This is a genomic window from Prevotella sp. LMAG:51, from assembly GCF_008680225.1.
GTDB classification, from domain to species: Bacteria; Bacteroidota; Bacteroidia; order Bacteroidales; family Bacteroidaceae; genus Prevotella; species Prevotella pectinovora.
In genome coordinates this window covers 224,514-239,979 of sequence record NZ_NALQ01000026.1, presented here as the reverse complement: position 1 = coordinate 239,979, position 15,466 = coordinate 224,514, and the positions used below count along the sequence as shown (strand labels likewise).

Here is a 15,466-nt window from a genome sequence, read left to right as displayed (position 1 = left end):
GCTATCTCCTTCCTCCAAAGTGTCCGCCACCGCCGGAGCGACTGCCGCCACTGAAACCACCGGAGCGACCGCCACCAAAGTTACTTCCGCCAGTGAAGCCACCTCCTCTGTTTACGGAAGATCCTGTGTTGAAAGACGAGTTGTTACGGTACGTAGAATTGCTATCATATTCCCGTGTCCTTATGGTTCTATTCTCTCCAAATTCATTGTTGTTGCGGTTGTTGCGACGATATCCAGAGTTATTGGTGTTCCTCATTCCCTGCCTGTTATAAGCATCTGTATTTCTTCTGTTCGTGCTGGTGCTTCCTCTGTACCCGCTAAAGTTGGTTCTGTTATTGCGAGGATTACCGGCCCATCCGTGGTTTGTCGTTCCTGAAACGCCTCCATTGTAGGGATTATGAGCAACAGTTACTCCAAAATACGGCTTGTGCCAACCAACTAACCACGGGTCATACCATCCTGTCCAATAAGTAGAATACCAAGGGCTATACCATCCTCCATACCATCCGTATCTATAAGGCCATCCCCATCTATATCCATAATAGTCATACCAAGAGGCATAATACAAAGGACTTCCTGTTATCCACGGGTCATAAAACCATAGGTCGTCAAAATAACGCCATCTGTTTAATCTTGAATAGTAGTCCCATTCTCCATTATAGTCAATATCACAAGGGGCATCATCATAAAAATATGCAGAATCCGTATCAACACCGTCAATATTAATGATGTCATTAGTCAAAGAGTCATTGGTCACATATTTATAAGTGTTGCCTAATCCTCTCCTATTGTATTCGTCAACATCCCGGGTGGAGCCAGCGTCGTATTTTGGGGCTTTATCCCCCATGACAATCGTAGTTTTCTCCTTCTTGCTTTGTTTGGGTGAAAAATACATGTCGTCCTGTGCCATTGATACTGAAGGTAAAACTACAGACAATAATAAAGTGAAAACTAATCTTTTCATGTTTTTATCTCCTAAATCTTATATTGCTTGGGATATATATATCCACAAGTGCTGTCGTTAATAATTACTAAATGCAAAAATAGATTACTTTCAAATGCAAAAATACGGAAAAACCCTATATCATGATAGGTTTTCTCCTATTTTTTATAATTTTGCAATAAAATTTACGGAAAGAGAAACAAATTCTCTTCAGAAGAATACAACTAACAATTCAAATAATGAAATATTACAAGACTGTTTTTTTCATAAAAAATACTGATGGGAAAAAAACAATACAGGGGCCGTCTTTTTCCATGGCATGCGATATCTGCGCCGCCTTATGCGGTACGGTAGGATATGAGTCATTTGAAGAAAACGAAGGTGGAATTTCCGGATACATCCAGAAAGAGCTATACGACCGTTCGTCTTTGGAAAAGACTTTGGAGGATTTTCCTTTGGACACCTTCTCCATTTCTTTTGAAACAGAAGAAGTAATAGACAAGAATTGGAATGAGGAATGGGAAAAAGGAGGGTTCAATCCGATTATAATCGGTGACCAATGTATTATACATGACTTGAAGCACCCTTCAGACAAATCATATCCCATAGATATTACAATAGATGCATGCCAGGCGTTTGGCACCGGTACACACAACACCACAAGGATGATTGTTGAAGAATTGCTGAAAATGACATTGCAAGACAAACGTGTGCTGGATTGTGGATGTGGAACTGGTATTTTATCGGTTACCGCAGCAAAATGCGGTGCAGTAGCTGCATATGGATATGATATTGACGAATGGAGTGTTAGCAATACGATACATAATGCCAAACTGAACAGTCTGGAGAATGTTTCAGCGTTGAAAGGGGATTCAACGTTATTGTATGAGGAATTAATGGGGAAATATGATGTTGTTTTGGCAAACATAAACCGCAATATTCTTTTAAACGATTTGCCAACATTAGCAAATTCAATGGCAGACAATGGCACTCTCATAATTAGTGGCTTTTATAAAGAAGATGAATCTGTTCTTATTGCAAAGGCTCGTGCGTTGGGGCTAGTTGAAGAAAAGAGAAACTCTTCAGATAATTGGGCTATGATTAAATTCCTAAAAAGACAAGTCAACTTTAGTAAGCATTAGTTTTTCTAATATTAGTTAATATTGCTTAACTAACGATATAAAAATACATTCAAGAGAAAGGAAATTAATTTTAAATGAGTAATTTTGCATCCGATTTTTATCTGTCAAGGCTCAAATAAGACATAACACGAGGTTATGCGCCTTGCAGACCAAACCCGTTTTATATAACAAAATGTACGCAATTGTAGAAATTAACGGTCAGCAGTTTAAGGTTGAAGAGGGCAAGAAATTGTTCGTTCACCATATCCAAAATGCTGAAGAAGGTCAGACTGTAGAGTTTGACAAAGTGCTTCTCGTAGACAACGAGGGAGCTGTTAAAGTAGGAGCACCTGCAGTAGAGGGTGCGAAAGTTGTTTGTGAAGTGGTTAACCCACTTGTTAAAGGTGACAAGGTGATTGTCTTCAAGATGAAGCGTCGTAAAGACGAGCGCAAACGCAATGGTCATCGTACACACTTCACACAAATCGCAGTTAAACAAGTAATCGCTTAAAACAAAGGAGGACTAGTAGAAATGGCACATAAAAAAGGTGTAGGTAGTTCTAAGAACGGCCGTGAGTCAGCTTCACAGAGATTGGGCGTGAAAATTTGGGGTGGTCAGAAAGTCATCGCAGGCAACATTATTGTTCGTCAGCGTGGTACTAAGCACAACCCAGGCTTGAATGTCGGTATTGGTAAAGACGATACTCTTTATGCACTTGTTGACGGAGTAGTAAACTTCCGCAAAGGTCGCAAGGACAGAAGCATCGTTTCAGTACTTCCAGAAGCTGAAGCTTAAATAAAAACAAACTTATTCCAAACAAACATAAGAGTCTCATTAGAGGCTCTTTTTTTTATATAGGCAATTTAGATTGTCTTTTTAACAAGTTATAAGTAGAAAATCTTTATTCCGTTGATATTTTCTATGAGTTTTGCATTATCTTTGCAAATAATTATCAGAATGCAGGGAAATCAATTTCATACCCTATCAGTTCTTGTCGCTTGGTTATAACAGGTTTTTAATCAAAATACGGCATACTTGATTTACATATTTGAATTTCAACAATATTTAATTTGACCTTTGCTTATGGACAAAAAACTGTTTTTTACGAATAACGAGAAATCTCAAGTTCTTGAAGCCATAAAGGAATTAAGAAATTCGCAAAACTATGTATTGACAAAGTCTGATGAATTGAAAGTCTTTCAGTCTTTGAAGCAGGCTATAATACAAAAAAGAATACAAAGAGATATTTTTGGACTTAATCCAATATTGTCAAGCATACAGACAGCATTAATAGCCATTGAAGAAATTGGACTAAAACGGGATGGAGTTGTAGCTGTTTTGCTTTATTCGTGTTTTACGGAAGAAACGGAAAATGATTATGATAAATACGAAAAAGAATTCGGCAAGACAGTAGTAAGCATTCTTAAAGGACTTGTACACATACAAGAGTTATACAAGAAAAATCCCGTAATAGAAAGCGAAAATTTCCGTAACCTTCTTCTTTCATTTGCAGAAGACATGCGTGTGATCCTTATCATGATTGCCGACAGGGTAAATCTGATGAGACAGATTCGCAATACTGAATGTGAAGAAGAAAAAAAACGCGTGAGTGAAGAAGCAAGCTACCTCTATGCTCCACTTGCCCACAAACTAGGACTCTACAAACTCAAAAGCGAGTTAGAGGATCTTAGTCTTAAATATCTTGAGCATGATGTTTACTATATGATAAAAGACAAGCTCAACGAAACGAAAAAAAGTCGCGATAAATATATAGAAAACTTTATCAAGCCTATAAGGGAAAAGTTGGAAGCCGACGGATACAAATTCCACATGAAGGGGCGTACCAAAAGTATCCATAGCATTTGGCAAAAGATGAAAAAGCAGAAATGTGAATTCGAAGGAATATATGATCTTTTCGCCATACGTATTATTATTGACGCTCCTTTAGAATTGGAAAAGATACAATGTTGGCATGTCTTCGCTTTGATAACAAATATGTACCAACCCAATCCAAAGAGATTGCGTGACTGGCTGAGTGTGCCCAAATCTAACGGATATGAAAGTCTTCACATAACGGTGAAAGGACCCGAAAACAAATGGGTTGAAGTTCAGATAAGAACAGAAAGAATGGATGAAGTCGCAGAACGTGGACTTGCAGCTCACTGGCGATACAAAGGGATAAAAAGTGAAGGGAGCATGGACGAATGGCTTACGAGTATTCGTAGAGCTTTGGAAAACAATGACGACATGCAGGTCATAGATCAATTCAAAATGGACTTGTATGAAAACGAGATATATGTCTTTACCCCCAAAGGAGATTTGATGAAATTTCCTAAGGGCGCAACGGTTCTTGACTTCGCTTATCGCATTCATTCTAACATAGGCAATCACTGTGTCGGTGCCAAAATAAATGGTAAAGTTGTTACTTTCAGACATATCCTGAAGAGTGGAGATCAAATAGAAGTAATGACATCAACCGTACAGAAGCCTAAACAAGATTGGCTCAACATCGTTAAAACCAGCAGAGCCAAGGCAAAGATACGCCTTGCACTTAAGGAGACACAAGTGAAAGACGGGCTATATGCAAAGGAAATGCTTGAAAGAAGGATGAAGAACCGTAAGATAGAAATGGATGAGGGCACTATGTCCCATTTGATCAAAAAGCTCGGTTTCAAAGAAACAAATGATTTCTACAGGCAGATTGCTGATGAGACATTGGATATCAATCATGTAATTGAAAAATATCAGGAGATTCAAGCTTATGACAACAACCTCCAAGGTCAACAGCAGACAAGAAGCGCAGACGAATATAGCTTTGAGAATTCAATCAAGAATTTTACAAAATCCAATGGAGATGTACTTGTCATTGACCGCAATCTGAAAGGCATAGACTATCAATTGTCAAAATGTTGCAATCCGATATATGGTGATGATGTCTTTGGCTTTGTAACAGTAAGCGGTGGAATAAAAATCCACAGAAAAGATTGTCCAAATGCTTTGGAGATGCGCAAACGTTTTGGGTATAGAATTTTACAAGCCAGATGGAGTGGCAAAGCAGACTCTAAATACACCATAACATTAAAGATAATAGGCAATGACGATATTGGCATTGTCAATAACATTACAAGTGTTATATCCAAGGAGGAGAACATAATGATGAGAAGCATTAATATTGATAGCCATGACGGACTGTTCAGTGGAAATCTTGAAATAAACGTCGAAGATACTTCCAAATTGAACCAGTTAATAAAAAAATTGCGCATTATAAAAGGCGTAAAACAAATTATAAGATTATAAATAACGTTTTTTTAATCAAAAACATTAATTTTGCATAAAGAATACGTGCTTATTCTCAGAATGATAAAACATTAATTTAATACATAAAAATATGCTTACACTTAAACTTGTCAGTGAAGAAACTGAACGTGTAATTAAAGGTCTGGAGAAAAAACATTTCCCTGGTGCCAAACAAGCAATTTATGATGTCTTGGCTCTAGACAAGATGAGACGCGAAACTCAACAGAAACTTGACAAAGAACTCCAAGAGGGTAAAAAGAAAGCTGCCCAGATAGGCGCTCTGATGAAAGAGGGTAAAAAAGATGAGGCAAATGCTATAAAAGAAAGCGTAGCCGCATTGAAGGAAGAGTCAAAATTACTTGAACGAGAATTAAACGATATACAGCAGAAATTAATCGATCTTCTGCGAACAATTCCGAATATCCCTTGCGATGAAGTTCCTGAAGGAAAAGACGCTTCTGACAATGTCGTAGTTAAGGAGGGTGGAGAAAAACCGAACCTTCCTGAAGATGCTATGTGCCATTGGGATCTTTGCAAGAAATTCAACCTTATTGATTTTGACCTTGGAGTAAAAATCACAGGAGCAGGATTCCCTGTATACATTGGAAAGATGGCTCGTTTGCAAAGGGCTTTAGAAGCATTCTTTCTTGAAGAAGCAAGGAAAAGTGGCTATCTCGAGGTACAACCTCCATACGTTGTAAATGAAGCTTCTGGTTTTGGTACCGGACAGCTTCCAGATAAAGAAGGTCAGATGTATCATTGTAACCTGGACAACTTGTATCTTATTCCTACAGCAGAGGTGCCGGTGACGAATATTTTCAGAGATGTCATTCTTGATGAAAATGATTTGCCAATCAAGCGTTGTGCCTATTCTGCATGTTTCCGTCGTGAGGCTGGCTCTTATGGCAAGGACGTGAGAGGATTGAACCGACTTCATCAGTTTGACAAAGTAGAGATCGTACGTATCGACAAGCCAGAACACTCATATGAGTCACTTAAGGAAATGTTAGATCATGTAGAGAATCTGCTCATTAAGCTTGAACTCCCTTATCATATTCTCAGACTTTGTGGCGGAGATATGAGTTTCACATCTTCAATATGCTACGACTTTGAAGTATGGAGTGCTGCTCAAGAAAAATGGTTGGAAGTATCTTCTGTCAGCAACTTTGAAAGCTATCAAGCAAATCGCTTGAAATGTCGATTTAGAAATTCTCAGACCAAAAAGACAGAATTGTGCCACACATTAAATGGTTCGGCTCTTGCATTGCCGCGAATTGTCGCCGCTTTGATAGAAAACAATCAGACACCAGAAGGTATAAGAATACCTAAGGCATTGGTACCTTATTGTGGATTCGACATTCTTGATGACAAAAACTTCTAAAAAATTGAGAGTTGGATAACTTAAGATTGAGACATTTTTAAAGGGAGAAAGTTTTCAAAGCTTTCCCCCTTTAAAATTTAAAAGGATAGTCATGATGCTTCAATAATTATCCTATAATTACATAATAGTGTAAACCTTAAACAAGTTTAAATCCACTTTCTCTCAGTGCGTTGTTTATAGCTGCGACATGCTCCTGGTTACGAGTCTCGCAGATTACTCTCAAGATGCAGCTGTTAACCTTCTCGCTATCGCTATTCCTGTCGTGATAAACATTTGTGATGTTAGCACCTGCCTTAGCGATAACTGAAGCCACCTCTACTAATTTGCCAGGTTTGTCATCAAGCTCGACATTGATGATTGCAATTCGTCCACTCTTTGCGAGTCCACGTTCAACAACACGATTGAGAATAGTGACATCAATGTTGCCACCGCTCACAATGCAAACTACTTTCTTACCTTTAACTGGTACCTTGTTAAACATCACTGCTGCAACGCTTGTCGCACCAGCACCTTCTGCTACAACCTTTTCCTTCTCAAGCAACTGAAGGATAGCTGCACAAATCTCGTCTTCAGATACAGTAACAATGTCATCAACATACTTGCTGCAGATTTCATAAGTCAATTCACCAGGCTCTTTAACGCAGATTCCATCCGCTATGGTTGAAACGGAAGACAGACACTCTCTCTTATGAACATGCAGACTTTGAACCATGCTAGCAGCACCGGCCGCCTGAACGCCATATACTTTGATGTGCGGATTAAGTGTCTTCAATGCGAAGGCAACTCCACTGATAAGTCCACCACCACCGACAGGTACTACTACTGCATCCATATCTTTCACTTGATCGATAAGCTCAAGACCAATTGTTCCCTGGCCTGCAATTACATTCGGGTCGTCAAACGGATGCACGAATGTGTATCCCTTTTCATCTCTCAATTCGATAGCCTTCTGGTATGCATCGTCATAAACTCCAGGAACAAGACAAACGTCTGCTCCATATCCTTTCGTAGCTTCTACCTTGCTGATAGGTGCTCCTGCTGGCAGACAGATAAGAGACTTGATTCCATGTGCTGTAGCTCCCAAAGCCACGCCCTGAGCATGGTTACCGGCTGAACAAGCGATTACTCCGTGTGCCTTTTCCTCATCACTAAGCTGTGAGATCTTATAGCATGCGCCACGTACTTTGAAAGATCCTGTACGCTGCAGACATTCCAATTTGAGATAAACATCACACTCTGGATTTACTTGAGGCGCTAGGACAACTTCAGTTTGTCTGATTACTTTACTAAGCTCATAACGGGCTTTGTAGAAATTATCTAACTTCAACATATAGTTTGATATTTAATGTGTGTATTATATCGTATTAGTTTTAAACGATGCAAAAGTAATAAAAAAATAGATGCAACAAGCTAAATAATGATTTTTTTTATCTCACTCTCAGTTTGTCACCCACTTTTATTGAGTAATTAGGTGTCAAACCATTCATTTTATAAAGACTCTTCAGCCTTATGCCATATAATTGGGCTATACTATACATACTTTCGCCTGCTTTTACACGATGTGGGCGGCGCTTGTATTGTTTTTCTGCTTTCTTTTGCTTCTTCTTAAGGTATATCACCTCACCTTTTTCTAATTTGTCATTCTTTCCACGTTCATTAAAAGTGGCAATCTTCTTATATGACAATCCAAGTTCCCTGCCAAGAGATTTAAATGTGTCACCAGAGCGTACGATAATATAATAGTTATTGTTATACATGTGGATAGGATGTTCTAATCCTCCATTAGCCGACTTGTCGTCTTTAAAGGATCTTCTCTCCATAAATCTGTCAAATTTCTTCGCTTTGTCATATTCATGAAGTTTATAGAGTTCAATTATACCAATAAGTTTCTGGGCGTACGTAGGACTTGTGGCATAGCCACATTTTTTTAGTCCCTTTGCCCATCCTACGTAATCTTTTGGATTTAAAGAGAACAGACCTTTATATCTAGGCTGCTTTGTAAGCAATAGACTATGGTCTTCATAACTTTCGAAAACATTGTTGTATGCTCTGAAGCATTCTTGCTTTTCATCATCGTCATGGTATGTTGTTCTGCCTGTCCATCCATGACACTTGATGCCGAAGTGGTTATTGCCCTTCGTTGCCAGTTCGCTATATCCGGCCCCACTTTCCAGGAGTCCTTGGGCTAGAGTGATACTTGCTGGTATTTTGTATTTGAGCATTTGCTCAATAGCGAGGTCACGGTATTGATTAATATATGTCTGATAACGTTGATTCCATTTCATTTGCGCTGACAATTGCAGCACGTTCAGTATGAAAGTCAATATGATGATAAGTTTCTTGGTCATGTTGCATTTTTATTTATTCTACAAATATAAAAATAATATAGTAAATTACAAAATGAACTAGTGTTTTTTTATACTTTATGATAAATATGTATCTTTGCAAAAAATAACAGTATCCTTGCACCGTCACTGTTTTTTTCGGTCGTGTTGTGCTTGGTCTGCAATATTAAACAATTTAAATCAATATGGAATCAGGAATTAAATTTACATTAGAAAAAGTAGTTACCAATGAAATGACAGCTCGCAATATGGCAAGTGGTACATTGGATGTTTTTGCAACTCCCTCAATGATAGCACTCATTGAAGAGACTGCATGGAAAAGTGTCGCCCAAGAACTTGAAGAAGGAATGGGCACTGTTGGAATAAGCCTAAACGTAGAGCATGTAGCTCCTACTCCTGTGGGAATGAAAGTAAGATGCGAAACGGAATTGGTGAAAGTAGATGGTAGAAAACTGGATTTCAAAGTTGAGGTCTACGATGAGTGTGATTTAATCGGCAAGGGAACACACAGTCGTTTCATTGTAAAGAACGATAAGTTTCAGATAAAAGCAAACGGCAAACTTGGAAAAGCTTGATTTCTTATCATACACTAAAAGAATGGTTTAACGCATCAAGACCAAATAGTTATTCTCCTTGCTGATCATTAAAGTTGCAGTCTTTAAGAGATTCATCCAATTTGGCCTTGATGTTTTTCATTTAACATCCAAGAATTTTACCATTAATTACACATGTCAAGGAATAAATGTATAACAGAAAGAATAGTAAAGCTGATTTGAAAAGACATACATCAAAATAAGTGGTGAGAATATTCTCATTCCATAAATCATGCATTCCACTGCATTTACCAATGTTGTTATACGTCGTGTTATAAAGCCTGTAGTCAAAGAAGTGACAAGCATGGCAAAGATGACAACTGCAACCAGACTGTTGCTAAAACAGCTAGGAATCAGATTTCCTGTAGAACTCAACAAAATGGCCTGCGGTAAGGTCGTGAGCAGCAACATCACTGTCAATATTAGTATGACTTCTACTACAAACACTAAAAAGGCCATTCGTTCTCTGAAGGTACAAGCTTTGAGAATCAATGATTTCCTCATCAATGATGAAAGTCCACTCTTCACGAATACTCCATATGCTATACTAGAAAGAATCATCCATACAAGGATATCCTTGTTGAGATTGCTTGTGAAACTTCCGAAAAACCACCTGATGCCCTCACCATTGAGCATTGATTTTATATGGGAATACGGAAATGTAGAACTTAGTATCCATGAAAGCAATATCAATGCAAGTTCTCCGATAGCCAATATACATACGCAATAGGCTGTAACCTTGATTGTTCTGGTTCCGTTATTCCTCATCTGGATGCAAATTGTCTAAATCTATAATTCTAAGTTCCAAGGCGCGAACAACGAGACGAGTTGCGTTAACCCCAAGTCCTCCATTACCTTTTGGAAACAGTTTCTGTACGAGTTCGTTCTGTCTTTTCTCCAAACTCTTCACTCCAAACGGTATTCCACGCAAGTTTGTTATCTGCTCTTTGGTGTAGCCCAAAGCAAGATGTCTAAGAAAGCGTTCGTCATATTCGTCAATTTCATAATTGACAAGAGCCTCCTGCCGCATTATGGCAGACTTGACGTCATGTTTGAAATGCTGTAATATTTTCTCCATGATAGGCTGATTGAACACATTTTTCTTTCCTGACATTACACTTTCTATATCTGCACGCGTCAACATCTCTCCAGTCTTCAAGATTATTCCGTTGCATCCAGCATCCATGACATCAAGCCAAAGTTTTTCGTTAAGTATTTCACCAGTAAAAATGAGGACTTTCGTTTCAGGGTATCTGGCTTTCGTTTCACGGCATATCTCAACACCTATTGTTGTAGAACCACCCAAGCCTAAATCCAATAGCACCAAATCAGGCACATTATCCTTCATTATCCGCCAATATTCCACTTCATTCTCTGCAGTTCCAACAATCTTGGCTTCTGGAACATCCGACTTTAATATGCCTTCAGTACCTTTTAATTCCAGAGGTACATCTTCGACTATAATTACTTTGAATTCTATCATATCTTTATTTGGATTATTATCTTTGGTTAAAAAAATTATTTTTGTTACTGCAGGCTAATAACGCGTGGGAGTGTTATTGTAATATCAATGTTGCCATTGGATTCAATCGCAGAAATGCCACACCCACACAAATTGGTGACATTACTTATCTCCCGCAATATTTGTCTGATGATTAGAAATGGAATATTTGCATGATTAGGAACGAATGGATTCTCCACTCCACCTGGTCTTTGGCCTCTCGGAACAGATGTGTATAGTTTTATATACGGCCCCCTTTCTGCTTTGTATTTATATGAAGGTTGCACGCCTTTATTCATTCTTCTTATTATTAGAAACATATAAGAAAAAAGTTCTTTGTCTCCAACAGTTTTCAAGTCACATCCTTTAAGATATTCCGACATGTTGATTTGGCTGCAGGCGAAGCGATAGGAACCAACTTGCATCTCAACCTGTGTGCAAAGAATTCCATACAATTCCTTATAATAATTCACTAATGCAGACAATTCATTCAAATCAGTATTAGCTTTTGTCAGACCGTCTGGCAATGTTATGCGCGCTATGCGCTTTTTCGTGTCGGGGCTTTCCAAATAATTGTATATCCGCGACGGATAATACATGGTCTCATGCTTGATAGTGCTCAAACAATTATCCAATATGTTATTGCAAACATAAAGCCTGTCTATTTCATAATTCAATTTGCCAAGAGTGTCTTCTAGTATTTGAAGATTGTCTTTCAAATTATATTCTTGTTCAACCGTACTATGATATTCAGACAGAATTTTTGTAAATTCTTCTTTTATTGACTTGTCGGTTATACTATCGCTTATTCCAAGCAAGAAAGACAATTTGTCTTTCAGCTCTTTGTCACAGTCGACAACATTTTCTAGACGTTTCTTCAATTCTTTTATAGAACTGATTTTCATAGCATGCCTGTAATACAGCGTATAAGCTGCCATGAATAGCGCAATTAAAAGTATTACAAGAAGTACAATCGCTATGTTTTTATTCGTCTCTGATTGTTGCATGATTCTACAATACTCTCCAAGAGATTTGTCCGAATAAACTTCTTTGAAGAGTTTTGTATATATCGAATTGTTGTATTCGTATAGACCCCATTCGTGAAGGGCAAGTGCTGCGATAGCACTTTCATTTCTTATGTCAAGTATTATCTTATAGTTTGTACGGATACCCATCCTAAACCATTTCAGTTCAGGAGAATTAGTTGTGCTCGCACCGATTCTGTGTATAAACTCATGCCCATTCTTGTAAGTGCTGGCATAATGTCTGTTCAGCCATATTCTGGCAGAATCGGTAAACTCCAGAGTTTTGGAATAAGAAGCGTTGACATTTGAATAATAGGCAGAATCAGCGTATGTGGCTGCCATTTTAATGCAATAGTCAAAATCACTGTTTTTATGTTTAAATTTATAAATTGAACCGTTTGCGATTCCTAATGCAGGCATCATAAGCAAACATAACGCTGTTACTATTCCTTTGGGCAATTTGAAGAAGAAGCGACTGCCCTTCCCTACTTCGCTTTCTGCAGACAATTCACAAACATTGAATATCTTGCTTGATTTGCGGTATTTGTTAAGAATGCCTTTACAGTTCATGAGCCCGAAACCATGCCCGTCGCTTACCTTTCTGTTGAATACGCAAGACAATTCTTCACGGCTCATTCCCTTTCCATTGTCTTTAATGGAAATCTCAACATAATCGTCTTTCTCTTCAGCAAAAATTCGCACCATGCCCCCAGGAGCGGTGAATTTCCTGGCATTGTCCGCTATTGTGTTTATCATGAATAATGTCAACACCCTATCTGCTTTCACGCAGACACTTGTCTGTTCTACAACGAGAGAAATGCCTTGTAGTTCAAATACAGTTTTACTTTTGTTAACTATGTCAAATAGATCCTGAAGCTTGAAACTGACAATTTTGAGATATATCTCGCCCTGCTCTAACTTTATCCAATCCGTAAGAGTACTATTGTATTTCTCGATTGTCTGTGACAGTTCGGATATGTATGTGATTCTTTCTTCTCTATTTTGTGGTCTTTCTTTTCTTTTCATCAGTTTGTCAACCTCGTTTGCCATACGGTCAATGAGGGGCATGACGCTGTTTACAAGAAATACTTTCGATCTGTTTTCTATATTCCTTCTTTTGTTGTTCTCAAGATGTAGTTTCGCTATTGATATGTTATCTTCAGCGGCTTCAATTTCATCTTCTAATTTTCTTATTAATAGAGTGTTATCACTCTTTGACTTAAGCAATAGTTTGTCAAAGAATTCATATGGTGTACTATCAGCCGAGCGATGTTGTAGTAATTTGTAAATCAAAAGAGAAAGACATATAATCAACACGATGACAACAAGAATCATTATATTCATCGTTCTTGATGTCTGCTCTAGCATAGAGGCTCTTGCATCTAGCTCCATGTCCTGCCTTGTTTTATCCTGAAGATCTAAGTAAAGGTTTCTGTTTACGTCACTGTTGTATTTATCATCCATTGAAGAATATACAATGCTCAACTGCTCATAAATGCTCGCTACAAGGTCTGGAGCCTGTCTTATTTTCTTGTCTGCCAATGATTTCTTCAGACAAATCAATGCGCTTTCATTATCTCCTATTTCCCTATAACATGCAGCAAGAGTTCTCAAAGAGCCTGCAGTCTGATATTCATCTCCATAATCCTTAAACATCTCCATTGACTTTTGTGCAAGATATCCAGCGAGTAGGGAGTCTGGCATGTTGTCACTGTTTAGGAAACCTATAGAAACTCTGTTGTTGTCAAGGATTATGGCTCTGTCAGACAATGACGTAAGGTGTTCGCTTACTGCTTGCATAGAGTTAGCTTCCCAGTAAACAAATCCGCTTTTTTTTGATAGCAGATAGCATTCAACAAGCATTTCATATTCAATCTGTTTTGTCTCTACCCTGTTCTTACAGTGTATTAATCCACCACTACCATATTGATATAGCATATTTAGATACTGACTTGTATCCTTTTGCATCAGTCCTTCTATATCAATTGATTTCAATTCCGCTAGAGACTGCTCAAACATTCCTACATAATAATAGTATGTAGATGCAACCAATGCATACTCTGTTTCAGCGTATATCAATCTTTTCTCATCTTTTGGCAATAGGTTATCACGCTCTTCGTTGATTCTCTTCAATCGCTGCAGAGCACGTTCTTTATAGTCATAGAACTCTTTGTTCTGGGCTTTCCTTTGGCAAAGCCTCATATACTGGACATCGGCAATAAGAAGTTCTATTTGATTGTTCGTCAGTTCCAGGACGCTATCAAGTTGACAAGCAGCGCGATCATAATCCATTTTTGCTATGCTTACAAAAGCCAAATTATTTAGGGCCTCCGCTTTGCCCGAAGAATAATTGTCTGAGGCGACAAATGCTTTCCTTGCATAGCAATAAGTCGAATCCAAATTTTTATAGTGGAAAGCATAAGATATTTCGTTCAGCCTGTCTGCATACTCGTGGCGAGAGTCAGTACATGCCAAACAAAGATAAAGGCTCCATAGGCAGACAACGCCTATGAAGCCCTTGTATGTCATAATATTATCCGCGAGCCTTAGCAATGTATCCGAGAGCTTCTGCACATTTGTCTGAAATAGCTTTCCAGTTCTTGGCAGCTACAACATCCTTAGGGAACAACTTAGATCCCATTCCTACGCAATAAACACCCGCCTTAATCCAGGAAGTGAGGTTTTCCTCATCAGGAGAAACTCCACCTGTTACCATGAGTTTTGACCATGGCATTGGCGCTTTCAAACCCTTAACCAGTTTTGGACCTAAAACATCGCCAGGGAAAATCTTGCACAAATCACATCCGACTTCCTGAGCAGCGCCTACCTCAGACACGCTTCCGCATCCAGGAGTGTATGGGACGAGGCGACGGTTGCATACCTTTGCCACCTCAGGGTTAAACAATGGGCCAACTACGAAGCATGCTCCAAGTTGAATATAGAGAACCGCTGTCGCAGGGTCAACTACCGAACCAACGCCGAGGGCCATCTCTGGACATTCTACTGCAGCGAACTTCACCACTTCTTCGAATACCTCATGAGCGAAATCACCACGGTTAGTAAACTCAAAAGCACGAACTCCACCCTCATAGCAAGCCTTAACTACTTGCTTTGCCACTTCAGCGTCTTTATCATAAAACACAGGCACCATACCTGTCTGGCCAATCTTGTTCAAGACTGCCAATTTGTCAAATTTTGCCATATTTATGTTGTTGCTACTATTTTAAAAATTAAAATTAATACTGCGGATATTGACAGA

General features: G+C 38.6%; 13 protein-coding genes. 7 read left to right on the top strand and 6 right to left on the bottom strand.

Annotated features, from left to right (window positions below):
• Position 1: 1 nt before the first annotated feature.
• On the bottom strand, positions 2–964 hold the full coding sequence (locus CCC32_RS10205) for a hypothetical protein (protein ID WP_287074219.1): 963 nt from the start codon (positions 962–964) through the stop codon (positions 2–4).
• A 218-nt stretch (positions 965–1,182) separates the two neighbouring features.
• Between CCC32_RS10205 and prmA the strand changes: the two genes are divergently transcribed.
• The 5 genes from prmA (at position 1,183) to serS (ending at position 6,743) form a co-directional block, all read left to right on the top strand.
• Positions 1,183–2,085, top strand: a complete 903-nt coding sequence (gene prmA, locus CCC32_RS10200; protein ID WP_287074217.1) for a 50S ribosomal protein L11 methyltransferase — start codon at positions 1,183–1,185, stop codon at positions 2,083–2,085.
• A gap of 172 nt (positions 2,086–2,257) precedes the next feature.
• A complete protein-coding gene (rplU, locus tag CCC32_RS10195) occupies positions 2,258–2,575 on the top strand; it encodes a 50S ribosomal protein L21 (protein WP_022316441.1) in 318 nt (105 codons plus the stop codon).
• Positions 2,576–2,596: 21 nt separating this feature from the next.
• Positions 2,597–2,860 (top strand): 50S ribosomal protein L27, encoded by a 264-nt coding sequence (gene rpmA, locus CCC32_RS10190; protein WP_022316442.1) that lies wholly within the window; start codon positions 2,597–2,599, stop codon positions 2,858–2,860.
• Positions 2,861–3,148: 288 nt separating this feature from the next.
• A complete protein-coding gene (locus CCC32_RS10185; RefSeq protein WP_287074214.1) occupies positions 3,149–5,362 on the top strand; it encodes a RelA/SpoT family protein in 2,214 nt (737 codons plus the stop codon).
• 91 nt (positions 5,363–5,453) lie between these two features.
• Complete coding sequence (serS, locus tag CCC32_RS10180; RefSeq protein ID WP_022316444.1) at positions 5,454–6,743, top strand: serine--tRNA ligase; 1,290 nt, start codon at positions 5,454–5,456, stop codon at positions 6,741–6,743.
• Between the two features lie 136 nt (positions 6,744–6,879).
• Here serS and ilvA read toward each other — a convergent pair whose 3' ends face one another.
• A complete protein-coding gene (ilvA, locus tag CCC32_RS10175; RefSeq protein WP_278839704.1) occupies positions 6,880–8,073 on the bottom strand; it encodes a threonine ammonia-lyase in 1,194 nt (397 codons plus the stop codon).
• Positions 8,074–8,170: 97 nt separating this feature from the next.
• Entirely contained in the window at positions 8,171–9,091 is a 921-nt protein-coding gene (locus CCC32_RS10170; protein WP_287074212.1) for a glucosaminidase domain-containing protein, read from the bottom strand.
• Positions 9,092–9,273: 182 nt separating this feature from the next.
• On the opposite strand from CCC32_RS10170, the gene CCC32_RS10165 reads away from it, so the two are divergent.
• Together CCC32_RS10165 and CCC32_RS10160 are read left to right on the top strand one after the other, a co-directional pair.
• Entirely contained in the window at positions 9,274–9,663 is a 390-nt protein-coding gene (locus CCC32_RS10165) for a thioesterase family protein (protein ID WP_042519633.1), read from the top strand.
• A 322-nt stretch (positions 9,664–9,985) separates the two neighbouring features.
• The gene (locus tag CCC32_RS10160; RefSeq protein WP_044075325.1) at positions 9,986–10,411 is read left to right on the top strand and encodes a hypothetical protein; all 426 of its coding nucleotides are present in this window, start codon (positions 9,986–9,988) and stop codon (positions 10,409–10,411) included.
• A 27-nt stretch (positions 10,412–10,438) separates the two neighbouring features.
• Here the strand turns inward: CCC32_RS10160 and CCC32_RS10155 are convergent, their stop codons facing one another.
• From CCC32_RS10155 to CCC32_RS10145, 3 genes are read right to left on the bottom strand one after another with little or no spacing between them, the layout of a single operon-like run.
• Entirely contained in the window at positions 10,439–11,164 is a 726-nt protein-coding gene (locus CCC32_RS10155; RefSeq protein ID WP_022316449.1) for a DUF5932 domain-containing protein, read from the bottom strand.
• Positions 11,165–11,208: 44 nt separating this feature from the next.
• A complete protein-coding gene (locus CCC32_RS10150) occupies positions 11,209–14,736 on the bottom strand; it encodes a DUF5112 domain-containing protein (protein ID WP_287074208.1) in 3,528 nt (1,175 codons plus the stop codon).
• Positions 14,737–14,740: 4 nt separating this feature from the next.
• Positions 14,741–15,409 carry a bifunctional 4-hydroxy-2-oxoglutarate aldolase/2-dehydro-3-deoxy-phosphogluconate aldolase gene (locus CCC32_RS10145; RefSeq protein WP_022316451.1) on the bottom strand — a complete coding sequence of 223 codons (669 nt, stop codon included), beginning with the start codon at positions 15,407–15,409 and terminating at the stop codon, positions 14,741–14,743.
• Between the last annotated feature and the right edge of the window lie 57 nt (positions 15,410–15,466).

What these genes read in the sequence shown, in the direction of transcription:
- CCC32_RS10150 (WP_287074208.1), bottom strand. Translation starts at nt 14,736, where the DNA reads ATGACATACAAGGGCTTCATAGGCGTTGTCTGCCTATGGAGCCTTTAT.
- CCC32_RS10160 (WP_044075325.1), top strand. Translation starts at nt 9,986, where the DNA reads ATGGCAAAGATGACAACTGCAACCAGACTGTTGCTAAAACAGCTAGGA.
- prmA (WP_287074217.1), top strand. Translation starts at nt 1,183, where the DNA reads ATGAAATATTACAAGACTGTTTTTTTCATAAAAAATACTGATGGGAAA.
- rpmA (WP_022316442.1), top strand. Translation starts at nt 2,597, where the DNA reads ATGGCACATAAAAAAGGTGTAGGTAGTTCTAAGAACGGCCGTGAGTCA.
- serS (WP_022316444.1), top strand. Translation starts at nt 5,454, where the DNA reads ATGCTTACACTTAAACTTGTCAGTGAAGAAACTGAACGTGTAATTAAA.
- CCC32_RS10185 (WP_287074214.1), top strand. Translation starts at nt 3,149, where the DNA reads ATGGACAAAAAACTGTTTTTTACGAATAACGAGAAATCTCAAGTTCTT.
- rplU (WP_022316441.1), top strand. Translation starts at nt 2,258, where the DNA reads ATGTACGCAATTGTAGAAATTAACGGTCAGCAGTTTAAGGTTGAAGAG.
- CCC32_RS10155 (WP_022316449.1), bottom strand. Translation starts at nt 11,164, where the DNA reads ATGATAGAATTCAAAGTAATTATAGTCGAAGATGTACCTCTGGAATTA.
- CCC32_RS10205 (WP_287074219.1), bottom strand. Translation starts at nt 964, where the DNA reads ATGAAAAGATTAGTTTTCACTTTATTATTGTCTGTAGTTTTACCTTCA.
- CCC32_RS10145 (WP_022316451.1), bottom strand. Translation starts at nt 15,409, where the DNA reads ATGGCAAAATTTGACAAATTGGCAGTCTTGAACAAGATTGGCCAGACA.
- CCC32_RS10170 (WP_287074212.1), bottom strand. Translation starts at nt 9,091, where the DNA reads ATGACCAAGAAACTTATCATCATATTGACTTTCATACTGAACGTGCTG.
- ilvA (WP_278839704.1), bottom strand. Translation starts at nt 8,073, where the DNA reads ATGTTGAAGTTAGATAATTTCTACAAAGCCCGTTATGAGCTTAGTAAA.
- CCC32_RS10165 (WP_042519633.1), top strand. Translation starts at nt 9,274, where the DNA reads ATGGAATCAGGAATTAAATTTACATTAGAAAAAGTAGTTACCAATGAA.